Annotated in this window: 16 protein-coding genes, 1 tRNA gene and 1 pseudogene; 14 read left to right on the top strand and 4 right to left on the bottom strand. The window is 62.0% G+C overall.

Translation table 11 applies throughout. The annotated features are described in order from the left end of the window. The first annotated feature begins 82 nt into the window (after positions 1-82). Positions 83-1,585, top strand: coding sequence for a M48 family metalloprotease (locus tag JI743_RS07500; protein ID WP_201927575.1), 1,503 nt, complete (start codon positions 83-85; stop codon positions 1,583-1,585). A gap of 105 nt (positions 1,586-1,690) precedes the next feature. Here JI743_RS07500 and JI743_RS07495 read toward each other — a convergent pair whose 3' ends face one another. Together JI743_RS07495 and JI743_RS07490 are read right to left on the bottom strand one after the other, a co-directional pair. Then, positions 1,691-1,855 carry a Flp family type IVb pilin gene (locus JI743_RS07495; RefSeq protein WP_201927574.1) on the bottom strand — a complete coding sequence of 55 codons (165 nt, stop codon included), beginning with the start codon at positions 1,853-1,855 and terminating at the stop codon, positions 1,691-1,693. A gap of 138 nt (positions 1,856-1,993) precedes the next feature. Then, positions 1,994-2,170 (bottom strand): Flp family type IVb pilin, encoded by a 177-nt coding sequence (locus JI743_RS07490; protein WP_201927573.1) that lies wholly within the window; start codon positions 2,168-2,170, stop codon positions 1,994-1,996. A gap of 66 nt (positions 2,171-2,236) precedes the next feature. Between JI743_RS07490 and JI743_RS07485 the strand changes: the two genes are divergently transcribed. Next, the gene (locus tag JI743_RS07485) at positions 2,237-2,665 is read left to right on the top strand and encodes a (deoxy)nucleoside triphosphate pyrophosphohydrolase (protein ID WP_201927572.1); all 429 of its coding nucleotides are present in this window, start codon (positions 2,237-2,239) and stop codon (positions 2,663-2,665) included. Here the strand turns inward: JI743_RS07485 and JI743_RS07480 are convergent. Then, positions 2,662-3,513 (bottom strand): methyltransferase domain-containing protein, encoded by an 852-nt coding sequence (locus tag JI743_RS07480; protein ID WP_201927571.1) that lies wholly within the window; start codon positions 3,511-3,513, stop codon positions 2,662-2,664. The genes JI743_RS07485 and JI743_RS07480 overlap by 4 nt on opposite strands. On the opposite strand from JI743_RS07480, the gene JI743_RS07475 reads away from it, so the two are divergent. From JI743_RS07475 to JI743_RS07460, 4 genes are all read left to right on the top strand, one after another. Continuing rightward, positions 3,512-4,441 (top strand): ComF family protein, encoded by a 930-nt coding sequence (locus JI743_RS07475; protein WP_201927570.1) that lies wholly within the window; start codon positions 3,512-3,514, stop codon positions 4,439-4,441. The two genes, JI743_RS07480 and JI743_RS07475, sit on opposite strands and share 2 nt — an antisense overlap. Beyond that, entirely contained in the window at positions 4,428-4,688 is a 261-nt protein-coding gene (gene grxC, locus JI743_RS07470; RefSeq protein ID WP_201927569.1) for a glutaredoxin 3, read from the top strand. The genes JI743_RS07475 and grxC overlap by 14 nt, the downstream gene beginning before the upstream one ends. A 3-nt stretch (positions 4,689-4,691) precedes the next feature. Next, entirely contained in the window at positions 4,692-5,162 is a 471-nt protein-coding gene (locus tag JI743_RS07465) for a DUF1178 family protein (RefSeq protein WP_201927568.1), read from the top strand. A 48-nt stretch (positions 5,163-5,210) separates the two neighbouring features. Continuing rightward, positions 5,211-5,287 (top strand) — tRNA-Arg (locus JI743_RS07460). A gap of 472 nt (positions 5,288-5,759) precedes the next feature. On the opposite strand, the pseudogene JI743_RS07455 reads toward JI743_RS07460, so the two are convergent. Beyond that, positions 5,760-5,928, bottom strand: a pseudogene (locus tag JI743_RS07455) (integrase core domain-containing protein); the annotation flags it as partial. 189 nt (positions 5,929-6,117) lie between these two features. On the opposite strand from JI743_RS07455, the gene JI743_RS07450 reads away from it, so the two are divergent. The 8 genes from JI743_RS07450 (at position 6,118) to JI743_RS07415 (ending at position 17,193) form a co-directional block, all read left to right on the top strand. Beyond that, complete coding sequence (locus JI743_RS07450) at positions 6,118-9,084, top strand: TonB-dependent receptor (RefSeq protein ID WP_201927567.1); 2,967 nt, start codon at positions 6,118-6,120, stop codon at positions 9,082-9,084. Between the two features lie 109 nt (positions 9,085-9,193). Then, on the top strand, positions 9,194-10,717 hold the full coding sequence (locus tag JI743_RS07445; RefSeq protein ID WP_201927565.1) for a tryptophan halogenase family protein: 1,524 nt from the start codon (positions 9,194-9,196) through the stop codon (positions 10,715-10,717). 14 nt (positions 10,718-10,731) lie between these two features. Further along, a complete protein-coding gene (locus tag JI743_RS07440; protein ID WP_201927563.1) occupies positions 10,732-11,448 on the top strand; it encodes a SapC family protein in 717 nt (238 codons plus the stop codon). Beyond that, positions 11,441-12,466, top strand: a complete 1,026-nt coding sequence (locus tag JI743_RS07435; protein WP_201927562.1) for a cupin-like domain-containing protein — start codon at positions 11,441-11,443, stop codon at positions 12,464-12,466. The genes JI743_RS07440 and JI743_RS07435 overlap by 8 nt, the downstream gene beginning before the upstream one ends. 5 nt (positions 12,467-12,471) lie before the next feature. Beyond that, entirely contained in the window at positions 12,472-13,974 is a 1,503-nt protein-coding gene (locus JI743_RS07430) for a tryptophan halogenase family protein (protein WP_201928707.1), read from the top strand. Between the two features lie 8 nt (positions 13,975-13,982). Then, complete coding sequence (locus tag JI743_RS07425) at positions 13,983-14,918, top strand: glycoside hydrolase family 16 protein (RefSeq protein WP_236659824.1); 936 nt, start codon at positions 13,983-13,985, stop codon at positions 14,916-14,918. A 3-nt stretch (positions 14,919-14,921) separates the two neighbouring features. Then, positions 14,922-15,977 (top strand): LacI family DNA-binding transcriptional regulator, encoded by a 1,056-nt coding sequence (locus tag JI743_RS07420; RefSeq protein WP_201927560.1) that lies wholly within the window; start codon positions 14,922-14,924, stop codon positions 15,975-15,977. Further along, positions 15,964-17,193, top strand: coding sequence for an MFS transporter (locus tag JI743_RS07415; RefSeq protein WP_201927559.1), 1,230 nt, complete (start codon positions 15,964-15,966; stop codon positions 17,191-17,193). Before JI743_RS07420 ends, JI743_RS07415 begins: the two co-directional genes overlap by 14 nt. Positions 17,194-17,196: the final 3 nt, after the last annotated feature.

The raw sequence follows: 17,196 nt of genomic DNA, 5'->3' as shown, positions 1-17,196 counted from the left end.
TCGCCCCGCTTGCGCCCCATGCAATCAGGGATAAACAGACATGACGATCGCGAAACTGGGAGGTTCACGGATGGCTCGCTCGATGACGGCGCTCGCAATGGTCGCCGCGCTTGCCGGATGCGCAATGGCGGGGGGCAGCGCGACCGCCCCCGCCGATGCGCGCACCACCGGCGAAATAAAGACGGCGACGACCATTTCGGCCGCCGAGCGCAAACAGGGCGCCGATGCACACCCGCAGTTGCTCCAGGAATTCGGGGGCGCCTATAGCGGGTCGCAGACGGCCTATGTGGGCCGGGTGGGCCAGAATATCGCGGTGCAGTCGGGGCTCTCGAACGCGCGCAGCGATTTTACCGTCACCTTGCTCAACTCGCCGGTGAACAACGCCTTCGCGATCCCGGGCGGATATATCTATGTCACGCGCCAGCTGATGGCGCTGATGAATGACGAGGCCGAGCTGGCGGGGGTGCTGGGGCACGAGGTCGGCCATGTCGCGGCGCAGCACAGCAAGAAGCGGCAGAGCGCGGCAACACGCAACACCATCCTCGGTGTGCTGGGCGCCGTGCTGGGCGGCGCGATCGGCGACCAGGGTGGCCTGCTCGGCGGGCTCGGCGGCCTTCTCCAGAACAATGCGATGCAGGTCGCACAGCTGGCGACCCTTGGATTCTCGCGCGGACAGGAACTGGAAGCCGATCAGCTGGGCGTCCAGTATCTGCGTAGCGCCGGCTATGACACGCTCGCGCTGTCGACGATGCTGGCGAGCCTTGCGAACCAGACGAGCCTCGAGGCGCGCCTGTCGGGCGGCGATGCGCGCTCGCTCCCGGAATGGGCGAGTACGCACCCCGATCCGGCATCGCGCGTCCGCAACGCGCAGACGCTCGCGCAGCGCTTCGGCGGCAGCGGCGGTATGCGCAATGCCGACACCTTCCTCGCGTCGGTCGACGGTGTGCTCTATGGCGACGACCCGGCGCAGGGCGTGGTCGAGGGACGCGAGTTCATCCATCCCGACCTGCGGCTGCGCTTCACCGTCCCGAACGGCTATGGGATGCAGAATGGCACCACCGCCGTGACCGTCAGCGGCAACGGCGGGCAGGCGCAATTCACGACCGGCGCCTATAATGGCGACATGAACGCTTATATCGCGTCGGCCTTTCGCGTGGTGGCGGGCAACACGACGCTGTCGCCGGGGACGGTCCAGCGCACGACGGTGGGCGGCATTCCCGCCTATTATTCGGTCGCGCGCGCGAATACCCAGTCGGGACAGGTCGACGTCACCGTCTTTGCCTATGAATTTTCGGGCAGCAGCGCCTTTCATTTCGTGGCGCTGACGAAAGCGGGCGGTGCGGGGACGTTCAATTCGATGTTCAACAGCGTCCGGCGGCTGAGCGCGAGCGAGGCGTCGGCGGTACGTCCGCGGCGGATCGATGTGGTAACGGTGCAAAGCGGCGATACGGTAGCGAGCCTGTCGCGGCGCATGGCCTACACCAACTATCAGTCCGAACGCTTCCAGGTGCTCAACCGGTTGAATGCGGGGAGCCGACTGACGCCGGGGCAAAAGGTCAAGATCGTCGTTTACGCCAACCGTTGAGGCCAAGCGCCCGACATGGGAAGAATCGAAAAGGGCGGTGGATTGCTCCACCGCCCTTTCCTTTATCGTTCGTGCGCCGCGATCGAGTGCGGCGACGCGAATGGCTTACTTATCGAGGCCATCCTTGACTTCTTTGAACGTACCGCTGACGCTTTCGCCGACCGCGGTCATCGCGGTGATGCCGGCAACGGCGATGAGAGCGGCGATCAGGCCATATTCGATGGCGGTCGCGGCCTTGGTGTCGCGAACGAACTTTTTGATGAACTTCATGTCTGGTCTCCTGACAAGTCACTTACCCTGTTGACAGTCTGGTCGTGGTCAACACTGGCCGGTTTAAGTGGAATTGGTTTTGAAAAACTTAATGCCAACACGGGCAAATCGCTGGTTGAAGTCCCGAATTCGGACATTTCAGCGGCCTATGGCGTCGGCTGTCGTGTCGGACACATTGTTCCACATGGCGATCGCCGATTCACCGACCGCAGTCATGGCGCCCAGCGCCGCCATAAAGATGAGCGCCAGAATCAGCCCATATTCGACGGCTGTGGCGGCCCTGGTCGACCGCATCAGCCTGATAATGTTGCGCATTGTTCCACCCCTAACTGAAGTGATAGTTCCCGAGGCTGCCGACAATCGCACAGGAAGGTTAACAATTTGTCCGTAGAAAATGGCGGAAATCCGCCGAATAATTGTCTCATTGTAGTCGCGGCGGCGCTCGTCGATCGCGACGGTCGGCTGCTCGTTCAGCAGCGTCCCGAGGGAAAGCCGATGGCGGGGCTGTGGGAGTTTCCGGGCGGCAAGATCGAGCCTGGCGAAACGCCCGAAGCGGCTCTGATCCGCGAATTGCACGAGGAACTGGCGATCGATGTCGAGGCGGCGTGCCTTGCGCCAGCCTGTTTTGCAAGTGACACCCTCGGCGATCAGCACCTGTTGCTGCTCGTCTATGTTTGCCGCAAATGGCGGGGGGCGCCCACCGCGCAGCACGCGAGCGCGCTGCGCTGGGTCCGCCCCGTCGAATTGCACAGCCTGCCGATGCCGCCTGCCGACAAGCCGCTCATCGGGCTTCTGGAAGCGCTGGTTTAATCCTTCGATTTCAGCGCGTCGGCCAGCGACGCCGTACCGCTGCCGCGGCGTGCGGGCTTCGGCTGGTCGGGATGCGGTGCCCAACCGCTGAAATGGACAATTCGAAACTGTTCGGCGGTCCGGCCGTCGGGATCGGCTTGCGCAGCAAAGGCGGCAGCGACCAGCGCGGCCTCCTCGCGCGTCAAGGGCGGCGGTGCGGCGGCCATCTGGTTCGACAGGCCGGCCGCGCGCAGGTCGCGGACAAGCGCAAAAAAATCGCCATAACGCACCGTCAGTGCGTCGACATCGACGACAGGAAGCGCAAAACCGGTCCGCTGGAGCAGATTGCCCATCGCCGATAGGTCGATTTGGGGATGCAGGCGCGCGACTGAACGAACACCCTCGCTGACCAGCGCGCGCCGTAGTCGCGCAAGGCTGCCGTCGCCGACGAAAGCGCCCAGAAGCAGCCCGTCGGGTGCGAGCAGCGCGCGCATGCGAACGAGAGCGCCCGGCACGTCGTTGACGCTTTCGAGGCCGCCCGGCCAGACAATCAGGTCAAAGCTTTCGAACGGCAGATCGATCGCATCGGCCTCGCCGACCAAGGCACCGCGTGCGGCGGCGAGGCGCGGCCCCGCTTCGAATAGCGTTAGCGTGTTTGCCGCAGCACGCAACTGGTCAGCGAGAGCGGCATCGTGTGCGCCGATGAGCAGGACGCGCGGCAACGGGCGCGTCACCATCGCAAGCCGGTCGAGCAAGGTTTCGGCGATGATCGGCGCAAGGAAGTTCGCTTCGGCGGGCTGGACGCCCATCCGGTCGCGCTGCGCGCGGAGGCGTGCGGTCGAAAAAAGCGGGGCAGGGGGATGCGCCATGCGCGCGCTTGTGCCGTCGCACGCGATGCTTCACAAGCCCCTGATGGACACGGCAGCGGGGGACGCCGAAATCGCCGGGGTGACACGGGCGCCTGACCTGTGGCGTGCGCTGCGCGCTGCGGCGTCCGCGCTCGTCGATTACGCGCTGCCGCCGCGTTGCCCGGGGTGCGGCGTGATCGTCGGCGCCGACCGGCAATTTTGCCTTGAGTGCTGGTCGGCGCTCGATTTTCTCGACGGTCCGGCGTGCATGCAATGTTCGATTCCGTTGCCCACTGCGCTGGCAGCGGCGCCGCTGTCGTGCGGCGCATGCCTTGCCGACCCGCCGCCGTTCGACGGTGCCCCCGCAGCGGTCGCCTATGGGAAGATCGCGCGGACCGTGGCGCTACGTCTCAAATATGGACGACGCACCGGGCACGCGCAGTTGATGGCGCAGTTCATGGCGCGGCGGCTTGCGGCGCTGGGGCCAGTCGACGCGATGCTCCTTGTGCCGGTGCCGCTGCATCGCTGGCGGCTCTGGTCGCGGGGGTTCAACCAGGCGGCACTCGTCGTCGATGCGCTCGCGCGGCTGACGGGCGCCGAGTGCGACCACCGGCTGCTCCTGCGCACCAAATCGACCGCATCGCTCCGCGGCAAGCGGCGGCGCGAGCGTGAACGCATCGTTGCGGGCGCCTTCGCATTGGCGCCGCATGCCAAGGCGCGCGCGGCCGGACGCCATGTCGTGCTGATCGACGATGTCCATGCCAGCGGGGCGACTTTGCGCGCCGCGGCGCGCGTTCTGCGCCGCAGCGGCGCCGCGCGCGTGTCGGCACTGACATGGGCGCGCGTCGTTCCCGAATCTCTGATGACTGGCAACATATTTGACTTTGCGTCGTTGGATTCCGATATCAATGACGAAAGGATGACAGGTAAGCCAAATGGCGAAGATTGAAGTTTATACGAAATTCCTCTGCCCCTTCTGCACGCGCGCCAAGTCGCTGCTCGACAAGAAGGGAGCCGAATATCGGGAAATCGACGTGACCATGGACCGCGCCGGCTTTGATGCGATGGTCGAGCGCGCGGGCGGACGGCGGACGGTTCCGCAGGTGTTCATCGACGGACGCCACATCGGCGGCAGCGACGACCTCGCGGCGCTCGACGCGGGCGGGGCGCTCGATACATTGCTGGGATCGGCCTGACCCGTGATTGTCTTTGATCTTTGCTGTGCGGCCGGCGATCACCGGTTCGAGGCTTGGTTCGCGAGCAGCGAGAGTTTTGCCGAACAACAGCAACGCGGGCTGATCGCTTGCCCCGTGTGCGGCGACGGCGATATCAAAAAGGCAGTGATGGCGCCGCGCGTCGGTGCCAAGTCGAACAGCCGTGCTGTATCAGCACCCGCCACACCCACCACGTCGGGCGATACGCCGCTCTCGCCCGAACTTGTCCGCCGCGTGGTTGCCGAGATCGCGGCGAAGCAGGCCGAGCTTCTGCCCCAGTCGCGCTGGGTCGGCCGCGAATTCGCGGACGCCGCGCGTGCCATGCATGAAGGACGTGCGCCCGAAGATCTGATCCACGGCCAGGCGTCGCCCGACGAGGTGCAGGCGCTTCACGACGACGGGATTGCGGCGCTGCCACTGCTCGTCCCGATCGCGCCGCCCGACGCGGTGAATTGAGCGGCCTGATTGACGCTGCCCGCTCCGCGCCGCTAAACGAACCGCGGCGCGCCCGTAGCTCAGCAGGATAGAGCATCAGATTCCTAATCTGGGGGCCGTGGGTTCGAATCCCGCCGGGCGCACCATTTTTCAATGACTTACATTAATCTGGTCCCAAGACTTCTTTAACTGAGGTCTTGCAGACTTGGGCATTCGAAAGATCCCTCAGTTCTGGAGAGTTTTTGACCGAAGCGAACGTAGGCTACTTGCACCAGCAATCTCATAGCAATCACAGATTTGCGGCAGCGTCGTTCCTGCGTCAGCTTCGCGCCTCGTGTCGGTCCTTTAAGTCACCATTGTACAATGCCTGAAAGAGGTCATTCTTTCGTCGCTTGCACCGAGACGCGCTTGCGCGACTAATTCCGTTAGAACGGGCAAGCTCTCGTAGTTTGAGCGCAGATCGCGCTTCACGATAGACGCTGGAAACTCGGCGGTGCCGACAATGCTCGGAGCCTTGGGGGCGCGCGCCCTATATTTCCCCCACAGGTGGTGAGCCGGACTCGGCGATTTCGCAGGCCCCAACTTGATCGGATCCCACCAAGTGGCCCGGGCGGAATGTTAGTGCATTGACGCCTCCATCGCTGGCGTTGGCCGTAAGTGGAGCGAAGCGGAACCGGACGGCAACACTGGCGATGGAGCGGTCTCCGGCGCCGGTGGCGGTATCCCAGCGAGTTGTGCGGCTGAACAGTGTTGTAATGTCGCCGCAGGCCTCGATCAGGATGCGGGCCGCATGCCCGGCTTCGCGCAGGGCGGATCGCGCGTAGGCGGTTCGGGCAAAGATCGCAGGCCGCCGCTTTGCTGGACGCTGCGATCAGCACGACAGCGCTTGACGAAGTGAACGTTATCATTTAGGTGAACGTTCACAATTAGCGCGGCAACCGTGCGCAAACGCATAGTCCTGGGGAGGAATTCGCCAATGAATGATTCGCGGAAGCTCAATTTCGGTCGCTTGGCGATGAGCGCCTCGCTGCTCGCGATAGGTGTAGCGGCGCAGCCGGCATTTGCGCAGGATACGTCGGCCTCGGGAGACAATGAAGAAGATGTGATCATTGTCACCGGTATCCGTGCGAGCCTTGAGCAGGCACAGGATATCAAGCGCAATGCGCAGGGCATTGTCGATGCTATTTCCGCCGAAGATATTGGCAAGTTCCCAGATACCAATCTTGCAGAGTCGCTCCAGCGCATCACCGGCGTGTCGATCGACCGGGCGAGTGGCGAGGGCTCGACGGTTACGGTTCGCGGCTTCGGTCCCGAGTTCAATCTTGTCGTGGTGAACGGCAGGCAGATGCCTACGTCAACTCTAGGTGACGGTTTCTCGGCGCCCTCGACGCGCAGCTTCGATTTCGGCAACCTCGCCGCCGAGGGTGTCGCCGGGGTCGAAGTCTACAAGTCGGGTCGCGCGTCGTTGCCCACGGGCGGCATAGGTTCGGTGATCAACATAAAGCTGCCGCGTCCGCTGGATCGTCCCGGACTTAAAGGCAGCATCGGCGTCAAGGGCGTTTACGATACGTCTCAGCTATACGGAACCGATATAACGCCTGAAATTTCGGGCATCGTCAGCAAGACCTTTGCGAACGACACGATCGGCATTCTGCTCGCAGGCTCTTATCAAAAGCGCAATGGCGGCCAAGCGCAATTCACTGTTGGCAATTGGCGGCCGGGCTATACGGGCGCGGAAAACAACTGGGGTACGCTGGCGCAACCGGGTGACCCGCGTTTTGCGAACATCGAGAACCGGCCTGGTCCCACCGACATTTACCAGGTTCCGCAGAACGCGGCCTATGATTTCTATGATTTCCAGCGCGAGCGGATCAACGGCCAGGCGGTCTTGCAGTTCAAGCCGACCGATACGCTCGATGTGTCGTTCGATTACATCTTTGCGCAAAATACCTTCGAAAGCCGCCAGAGCAGCATCGGGGTATGGTTCAATCACAATGACACGTCCAGCAGCTGGACCGACGGTCCGGCGGCGGGCGCCAACTTCTATGCCGAGAATTTCTTGGCAGCCGAAGGCAAGGATCTGGCGATAACCGGCGCCGTCGGATCGAACCGCAATATCAACCATTCGCTCGGCGGTAATATCAAGTGGGAAGGCCCCTGGGGGCTGCGCCTCGAACTCGATGCTCACCATTCCACCGCGGAATCGAAGCCGACTTCGCCCTATGGCAGCGGGATTGCCGTCGGTACGGCGATCTTCGGCGTGGCGAGCCAGCGCGTCGACTTCACCACCGATATGCCCGTCATTTCGGTCGCAATGCACCCCGGATCAGAGGTCGAGGCAGAGAATATTCGGCCGGCAGGCAATGCTTTCCGCAACGCCTATATGAAAGATACCATCGATCAGGTCAGCCTGCGCGGCGGGTTCGATTTTGATGCCTCCTTCATCGAGAGCCTCGACTTCGGTGTCAGCTATATCGAAAACGATGTGCGCACCGCATTCGGTGTCATCCAGAATGACACATGGGGCGGGACGCTCTCGGCGGCCGACACGCCCGATTCGCTGTTCACTCCGCGTGCACTTTCGCCGGACCTGGCCGGCATGAACGGGTCGAACAGCCAGGGGATCATCCCGACCTATTTCTTGATCGATACCGAGGGGCTTATCTCGCTTCTCGACGACAGGCTTGGAATCTGCGACGCTGCGCCGGGCGACACCTGCCTTGCGCCCTATTCAACCGACCGCCGCATCCTCGAAAAGTCGATCACGCCGTGGGTGCAAAGCTTCCACAGCTTCGATCTGGGTGAAGCTAGGGCCAATCTGCGCCTTGGGCTGCGCTACGAAAAGACAAAGGTCACGTCGCGCGCGCTCGCCGAGATTCCGACCGGCACGATCTGGGTCGCGCAGAACGAAATCAGTCTTGTCAAAACCCCTGGCACCGATTTCACCACGCTTAAGGGCGAGTATGAAAATTGGCTTCCCGCGATCGATTTCGACCTGTCGCCATTTGAAAATGTGAAGCTGCGCGCATCGTATAGTCACACGATTACCCGTCCTGACTATGCCAGCATGCAGGGCGGAATCACGCTCGCACAGCCGCTCCGCGTCGGCGCTGGCGGCAGCCAGGCAAGCGCAGGCAATCCGGCATTGCTCCCCTACAAATCCAAGAACGTCGATTTGTCTGCGGAATGGTATTATGACCGCGGCAGCTACGTGTCGGTGGGCTTCTTCAACAAGAAGGTCAGCAACTTCATTGCAAACGACACGACCCAGACTCCCTTGTTCGACCTGCCCGACCCTTCGCAAGGCGCTGCTGCCACCGCGGCACGCCAGGCGATCGGGCCGAATGCGACCTTCGACCAGATCGTCGCCTGGGTGCAGGCCAATCGCCCGGCGGACTATGTGGCCGGCGTTGGCACCGCGGGCGGCATTGCGGGTCGCTCGGGCGATCCCGACGTCATATTCACCTTTACCCAGCCGTCGAACAGCGACCAGCAGGCGCGGTTGTGGGGTTGGGAGTTCGCAATCCAGCACAATTTTTGGGACACGGGCTTCGGTGCAATCCTCAATTACACGATCGTCAACAGCGATACGGCGTTTGACAACACACTGCCGTGGACCACGACGCAGTTCGCGGTGCCAGGCGCAAGCGACAGCGCGAATGCCGTGCTCTATTATGACAAGGGCGGCCTGCAGGCTCGCATAGCCTACAACTGGCGCGACCGGTTCCTGTCAGGGAAGGATCAGGACCCCTATTATATCAAGTCCTATGGCCAGTTTGACGCCAGCCTGAGCTATGAATTCCGCGAGGGTCTCACGGCATTTGTCGAAGGCATCAACATAACCAACGCCGACCGAACCGGGGTTCGGCGCAACGATCGCGCCATATTTTTCGCGGCGCCAGGCTATGCGCGCTATTCGGCAGGCGTCCGCTTCACCTTCTGATGAAGCCGGCGTGACCCACAGACTGTAGTGATGACGATGGGCCGCATTGCTTCTGCAGTGCGGCCCCATTGTTTTGTTTCCTCGTCAATGTCGGATATCTGAAAGCGCAATGGAGCGTTCGATTCAAAATGTGGTGATCGTGGGAGGAGGGACGGCCGGCTGGCTGACGGCTTGCGTCCTTGCCGCGCGCAGGCCCGATCTGTCGATCACCTTGATCGAGGCGCCCGACATCGCATCGATCGGCGTGGGCGAGGGTACATGGCCGACAATGCGCGAGACATTGGCGACGGTCGGCATCGCGGAAGCCGAATTCTTGCGCGCGTGCGACGCCTCGTTCAAACAGGGGTCCCTATTCTGCGGCTGGGTCGATGGTGCACCCAGCGACCGCTATCTCCACCCGTTTTCGCCGCCGCCGCACGGCGACATGCGTGACCTGTTGGCGGGCTGGCGGACCAGCGAGCCCGTCATGCCCTTTGCTGCGGCAATGACGCCGCAGGCTGCGATCTGCGAACGCGACCTTGCCCCGCGTCACCCGGCAATGCCCGATTATGCCGGAACCGTGAATTATGCTTATCACCTCGACGCGGGGAAGTTTGCGCAGCTGCTCGCACGCCACGCGACAAGCCGCCTCGGTGTGACGCATATTGCCGCCGAAGTTACCGGAACCGTCGCCGGGAGCGGCGGCGATATCATGTCGCTTACGCTGCGCGATGGCGCGTCGGTCGAGGGCGACCTCTTTGTCGACTGCAGCGGACAGGCCGCCCTTCTCATCGGCGGGCATTTTGGCGTCGAATGGATCGATCGCTCGGATGTTTCGTTCAATGACCGCGCGCTTGTGGTGCAGGTGCCCACCGAAGCTGACAATATCATCGCTTCGCAAACAGTCGGCACCGCGCATGAGGCCGGCTGGATCTGGGACATCGCGCTGCCGACGCGACGCGGGGTCGGCTGCGTCTATGCGGCACGCTTCATGAATGATGCCGAGGCCGATGCGGTGCTGCGCAATTATATCGCGGCGCACATGCCCAAAGTCGATGCAGCCAGGCTGACGCCGCGCGGCTTGTCCTTTCGTACGGGGTACCGGGCGCGGTTCTGGCAGAACAATTGCATCGCCATCGGACTTTCTGCAGGGTTTATCGAGCCGCTGGAGGCTTCGGCGATCGTCATGATCGAACTTTCGTTGCGGGCGCTTGCCGACAATTTCCCGGCCAGTCGCGCCTCAATGGACATTCATGCGCGGCGCTTCGATGCGCTTTTTCGCTATCGCTGGGAACGCATTGTCGACTTCCTCAAGCTCCACTATGTGCTGAGCCGGCGCAAGGAACCCTATTGGCAGGCACAGCGCGATCCCACGACGATCCCCCCCCGGCTCGCCGAGCAGCTTGCCCTTTGGCAAGACCAGCCTCCATCGACTTGGGATTTTCCGCAGATCGACGAAGTCTTTTCAGCCGCAAGCCAACAATATGTGCTCTATGGCATGCGTCCAGGCGAAACGGCGTCGGCGCCTCGCGGTCGGTCGGACGCATCCGCCCGCCTGGCTGACATATCCGAGCGTGCTCGCACACTGGTTGCCGCGCTGCCAGCGAACCGCGCCTATCTCGCAGCGCTTGCGGCGCAGCCCGCATCGAGTTGAAAGCCTTAATGTCGATGAGCAACCACCAAATCCTCAATCCGGCCGACCATGCCGAGTTGCGTGTCCATACGAGGACAGGGTCGGAATTTGGCGACAAAGTCATGGCGTGCCTCGCGGTTCCCAATGAGTTTCGCCGCCTGGCGACCGACTATCCGATATTGTTCCACTACGATCGAGAGCGAAGCAGCTTTTCCGCGCTCGCACTCATGGGGTTTGAAAAGGGCGAAAACCTGTTTCTCGACGGGGATGACTGGCTCGCTCCCGCCAAACCGATGGCGCTGGCGATCCAGCCATTTCTCATCGGGCGTTCGCGCGATGGCGGTGCACAGGCACAGGTACATATCGACCTCGACCATCCGCGCATCGCGAGCGGGGGGGATGGAGTTCGCGTGTTCGACGATGCAGGCCGTCCGACACCCTATCTCGAACAGGTCATGTCCATGCTCGCCGAGCTTGATGAGGGACATCGGGCGAGTGCGGCGTTTTTCGCGGCGCTCGACCGCTATGAACTGCTCGAACCCTTCGCGCTGGACGTCCCCCGCGAGGGCGGCGGCGAGCACCGGCTGGTCGGTTACCAGCTGATTAACGAGGACAGACTGCGTGCGCTTGAACCCGGCGCCATAAGCGAGTTGCATGCGGCAGGGCATCTGCTTCCGCTGTTCATGGCGCTCGCCTCGCTCGGCAACCTTGGTAAACTTGCGCGCCGCCGCGCTTCGCGAAATGATGGCTGAAGGGGAAAGCCTCTTGGACGGTCTCCCTCGGGTCCCCGAACAGCTCGTCACGCCTGGCGCACTCGACGCCAAATTGTCCGAAGCGCAAAAACCCTTCGTCGTGCGCGGTCTTGCGGCGCATTGGCCGTTGGTCGAGGCGGCGAATGCAGGCGATGCTATGGTGCGCAACTATCTGGTTGAACACGCGCGTCCGCGCAGCTTTCCTGTCAATATCGGCGAGCCGGGCGGCGGTGACCGGCTTTTCTACGATGCACAGATGGGAATGAATTTCAGGATGGCGCAGGGTCCGCTCGGCGAAATAATCGACGGAATCCTTGCCAATATCGGCAAACCCGACGCGCCGGTCATCTATCTCTCGTCGATCGACATGGATGGATATTTCGACGGTCTGCGCGAAGAAAACCGGTTGCCGCTCGGGAATCGCGTTCCGATCGAAAGTGTCTGGATCGGCGGACGTACACGCATCGCCGCGCACAATGACGTGCCCCACAATCTCGCGATCTGCGCGACGGGGCGGAGGCGATTCACCCTGTTTCCTCCTGAAGAATTTCCCAATCTCTATCTTGGGCCGCTTGAAAATACCCCAGCTGGTCGTCCTGTCAGCATGGTCGATTTTGCGGCGCCTGACTTTTCTCTCCACCCTCGCTTTCGCAATGCCCTTGAGTGCGCCCAGGTCGCGGACCTCGCGCCGGGCGACGCCATTTTCATACCTTCTCTCTGGTGGCATCATGTCGAAGGCCTCGCGCCGTTCAACATACTCGTCAATTATTGGTGGAGCGATGCCCCCAGTTTCCTTGGAAAGCCGGAAGATGCGCTGTTTCACGCGATCCTCGCACTGCGCGATCTGCCGGATGCAGATAAGGCGCGCTGGCGCGCGCTGTTCGATCATTATGTTTTCGCCAATGGAGCCGAAGTGACTCAGCATCTGCCTCCCGATGCGCGCGGGATTCTTGCGCCGCTCACACCGCACAGCGCGGGACAGATCCGCGCGCGGCTGCTACGCAGCCTGTCCCGATGACGCGTATGACCGGTCCTTCCGCCAAGCTCCAGGTGGTCATTGCCGGCGGCGGCACCGCAGGTTGGATGACCGCGGCAGCTTTGTCCGGCACATTGGGCGCGGCCATCGACCTGACGCTGGTCGAATCCGATGCCATCGGCACGATCGGCGTTGGCGAAAGCACAATTCCGCCGATCGTCCTGTTCAACCGACTGATCGGGATAAACGAAGCCGAATTCATGCGCGCGACCCAGGCGACGTTCAAGCTCGGTATCAAGTTCGAGAATTGGAAGGATGTCGGCAGCAGCTATTTCCATTCCTTCGGAACCACGGGCAAAGATCATTGGTCGGCAGGCTTCCAGCATTTCTGGCTTCATGGCCTGACCCGCGGGCACGACCAAGCTTATGATGATTATTGCCTGGAGCTGAAGGCTGCGCTCGCGGGCAAGTTCGCCCATCTGCCCGACGACCGCATGAACTACGCCTACCAACTCGATTCAGCGCTTTATGCCGCCTTTTTGCGCAAGCGCGCCGAGAAGGATGGCACCAAGCGCATCGAAGGGCGGATCGCCGCTGTAGAACTCGATGGTGCAAGCGGCGATATTGCCGCGCTGGCGCTTGATGGCGATCGGCGGGTGGAAGGGGATCTGTTCATCGACTGCACGGGCTTTCGTGCGCTATTGATCGAAGGCGCCCTGCATGCCGGGTTCGACGACTGGACCCATTACCTACCCTGTGATTCCGCGATTGCCGTGCAAACGGCGAGTGTGGCGCCGCCCATCCCCTATACGCGGGCGATCGCACATGATGCCGGTTGGCAATGGCGCATCCCGTTGCAACATCGTCAGGGCAATGGAATCGTCTATTGCAGCCGTTATCTTGGCAAGGGCCAAGCGCTCGATCGGCTCCTCGCTTCCGTCGAGGGTGAGGTGCTGACGGAACCCAACGTCATAGGGTATCGCACCGGGGCACGGCGCAAACAGTGGCATCGAAACTGCGTGGCCGTGGGGCTGTCGGGCGGATTTATGGAGCCGCTTGAGTCGACGTCGATTCACTTGATCCAGCGCGCGGTATTGCGCCTCATCCGGATGCTGCCTTCCGGGCCGGTGAGTGATCGCGACATTGCCGAGTTCAACGACCAGCAGTTTGCCGACATGGAACAGATCCGCGACTTTCTCATCCTTCACTACAAGGTGACCGATCGGCGCGATTCTCCCTTCTGGCGCCAGTGCGCGGCGATGCCGGTCCCGCCGAGCCTCGAACAGAAGATCGAGCTGTTTCGCGAAACCGGCAGGGTGTTCCGCAAGAACGAAGAGCTTTTTGTCGAGAATAGTTGGGTTCAGGTGATGATGGGCCAGGGCATCACTCCGCAGCGCTACCATCCGATCGCCGCCAAACTTCTTCCAGAAGAACTTGAATCATTTCTCGCGATGTTACGCGACGGCGTCACCCGCACGGTGGCGAACCTGCCCGCTCACGACGCGTATATCGCTCAATATTGCGCGGCCGGCGAACCGCAAAACGCATGACATTGGCTTTGGTCATCGCGCTCGCTCTGGAGGCTGGGCAGGCGCCCCCCGCGAAGCCGGAGCAGCATGGCTGGGCACTGGTCTGGTCGGACGAATTCGATGGCAAAACGCTCGACCCTGCGAAGTGGGGTTTTGACGTCGATTGCTGGGGCGGGGGCAATGACGAGCGGCAATGTTACACGGCCAGCGCCCGCAATGCCACGATCGAGAATGGCAGTCTGGTGATCACCGCGCGCCGCGAAGAGGTTAGGGGGCCCGCACTCCCGCAGCGCATGCGAAAACAGTCGCCAAGTCCGGCGGCCGACGTGACGCGTGAATTCAGCTCTGCCCGGCTAACCACGCGCGGCAAGGCCTCGTGGACCTATGGCAGGATCGAGGTGCGTGCCCGTCTTCCGCAAGGACAGGGCACCTGGCCTGCCATCTGGATGCTCCCGGAGGAAGATATTTACGGGGGCTGGGCGGCGTCGGGCGAGATCGACATCCTCGAAGCGGTGAATCTTGGTGTGACCTGTGATGCCTGTCCCGGGGGTCGTGAAACCAGGATATTGGGGACACTCCATTTTGGTGGAGAATGGCCCGGAAACAAGCACAAGGGCGATGAAATGGCGTTCCCCGACGTGCTTGACGGCGATTTTCATACCTATGCACTTTTCTGGTATCCTGATCGCATGGTCTGGCAAGTGGACGGCCGGACATTTGCCGAACGCAGGCTTGGCGAATGGTCGACAACCGCCTCGGATCGCCCGACAGCACCTTTCGACCAGCCGTTCCATCTCATCCTCAACCTCGCGATCGGTGGACGGCTCGCCGAGTCTCGGGGGCTAGGCGGCGTAGGTCTCGGCGGATATCCCAAGCGAATGGAGATCGATTGGGTTCGGGTCTGGCAAATCGGAGGCACAGACGTTAGCCCCGCAACTGGCCAACCGGCTGAAAGGGGCAAATAGTAGATGGCGAGACGCCGCCAAGCGGTGACGATCAAGCATGTGGCAGCCGATGCCGGCGTGTCGCTGCAAACCGTCAGCCGCGTGATCAACGATGAACCCAACGTGCGCTCGGCAATGAAGCGACGCGTCCAGGCGTCGATCGACAAGCTCGGCTATGTGCCATCAATCGCCGCTCGCAGGATGAGCGGATCGCGCTCCTACCTCATACTTGCGATAAACGACCGCGATCGTACCATCGCTGACTGGACGGCAAGGCAGGGTACCGATTGGGTGGACCAGATGCTGCTCGGCGGTATGCTCAAATGTGCCGAATATGGCTACCGGCTTATATTTGAACTCGTCGATACGCATAGTGACCATGTTGAGCGCGAACTTCGTGCGACCATCGCGGCGCTGCAGCCCGACGGCGTGATCCTGACGCCTCCCCATTCCGACAACCCGCTGATCGTGAAGCTTCTTGAGCGACAGCGTATACCATTTGTGCGGATCGGATCGCGGAGCGAAGGGGCCGGATTCGCATTGGTGATGGACGATGAAGGAATGGCACGCCGCGCAACGCGTCACCTCATCGACCTTGGTCATCGACGCATTGCTTTCATTTCGGGTTCGGATGAATATCCGCTAAGCCAGTGGCGTGTCGACGGGTGGGAAAGCGAGATGCAGGCCCAGGGCCTGGAAATAGGCGGACTCATGGCGCGAGGCGATTTTACGTATGAATCGGGTGCTGTTGCAGCGCGGCGGCTTCTGGACCTCCCCGACCCTCCATCCGCCATCATTGCCAGCAATGACCAGATGGCGCTTGCCGCGCTCGAGGCTGCGCGCGCGCAGGGCGTCGACGTTCCGTCGCGGCTTTCGCTTGTGAGCTTCGACAATACCCCGATCGTCCGCTTTACCCGGCCAACGCTTACCGCGGTCGACCAACCTGTCGCAGAAACGGTGTCGCGCGCCGTTGAACTGATCATCAAGGCGCAGCGAGGCGAGGGGCTACCGCTGCAGCCCGTGGTGGTCGAAGGCGGCTTCGTCGCGCGCGAGTCAACGGCGGCGCATGCACAGGGATGATTTCGCGCGCCGGGACCCGGCCCAGCGCAGCCATCAGTCGCTCGTCTTCATGCTGCTCTATGCCTTGGCGGTCGCCGGCGGGACCATGGCCTATGTTCCCTTTCTGACGATCCTGCTTCCCTCGCGCGTTGCGGAGCTTGCGGGCGCCGCCGATGTCGAATGGCTTGGATTTCTGACTTTCGCCGGCGCGATTGCAGCAAGCATAGGCGGCATATTCTTTGGCTGGCTGAGCGACGTGACCCGGAATCGGCGAGGGTGGATATTGACCGGTCTTCTCCTGACGGTGGCCCTACTGCTCGCGATGCCGTTGGCAAAGGATATCGTCTCGCTCCTCGCCATCATTATTTGCTGGCAGTTTTCGCTGAACATGATGCTTGGACCGCTCGCGGCCTGGGGTGGAGATCTCGTCCCTGACGACCAGAAAGGCCTGCTTGGTGGGCTGCTTGCGTTTGCTCCGGCGCTAGGGGCATGGTCGGGAGCGCTCGTCACCCTGTCGGTTCTTGTCACCTTCGAGACGAGACTTCTCACATTAGCGTTGCTGATCAGCTGCGCGGTGCTGCCCGCGACGGTATTCGCTCGTCCACGCCGTTTCGAAGACCTCACGCGTCCTCCGTCGATCGGTCCCGACGGGCGCATCGACGTCCTGCCGAAAGGACCTGCGGTTCGCATGTGGCTCGCACGTTTTCTCGTGCAGATTTCCGAGGCCGCGCTGTTCGCCTATCTCTATTTCTGGTTCAGATCGATCGACCCTGACATGGGCGACAACGAAAAGGCACAACTGTTCGGGATCGCGGTTTCCGTTGCTATTCCGATTGCCCTTTACCTGGGGCGCTGGTCCGACCGTAACGGTCGTCCCTTTCTGCCTTTGATGGTCAGCAGTGCGATTTCAGCAGCAGGCATGCTTGCCATGGCACTGGCCAACTCGGCCGACTTCGCCAAGCTCGCCTATCTCCTCTTCGGGATCGCCACGACTGTATTCCTTGCATTGCATGCCGGCCAGACGCTCCGTATCCTCCCCCGTTCAGACCGCCGTGGACGTGATCTCGGCATCTTCAATCTGACCAACACGCTTCCTTCTCTCATCATGCCGCTTCTGACGCTGTCGGTCGTCCCCGGTTTTGGGTTTGAGGTCCTGTTCCTGCTGCTTGCCGGATTGACCGTGGTCGCGACGCTGATTTTAGCGACGATTTCGCGTCGCAATCCCGATCGCACCTAGCCC

It is taken from the genome of Sphingopyxis jiangsuensis, assembly GCF_016734905.1.
Lineage (GTDB): Bacteria > Pseudomonadota > Alphaproteobacteria > Sphingomonadales > Sphingomonadaceae > Sphingopyxis > Sphingopyxis jiangsuensis.
Note: the sequence above shows the minus strand (reverse complement) of the source record. Positions and strands in the feature narration are given on the sequence as shown.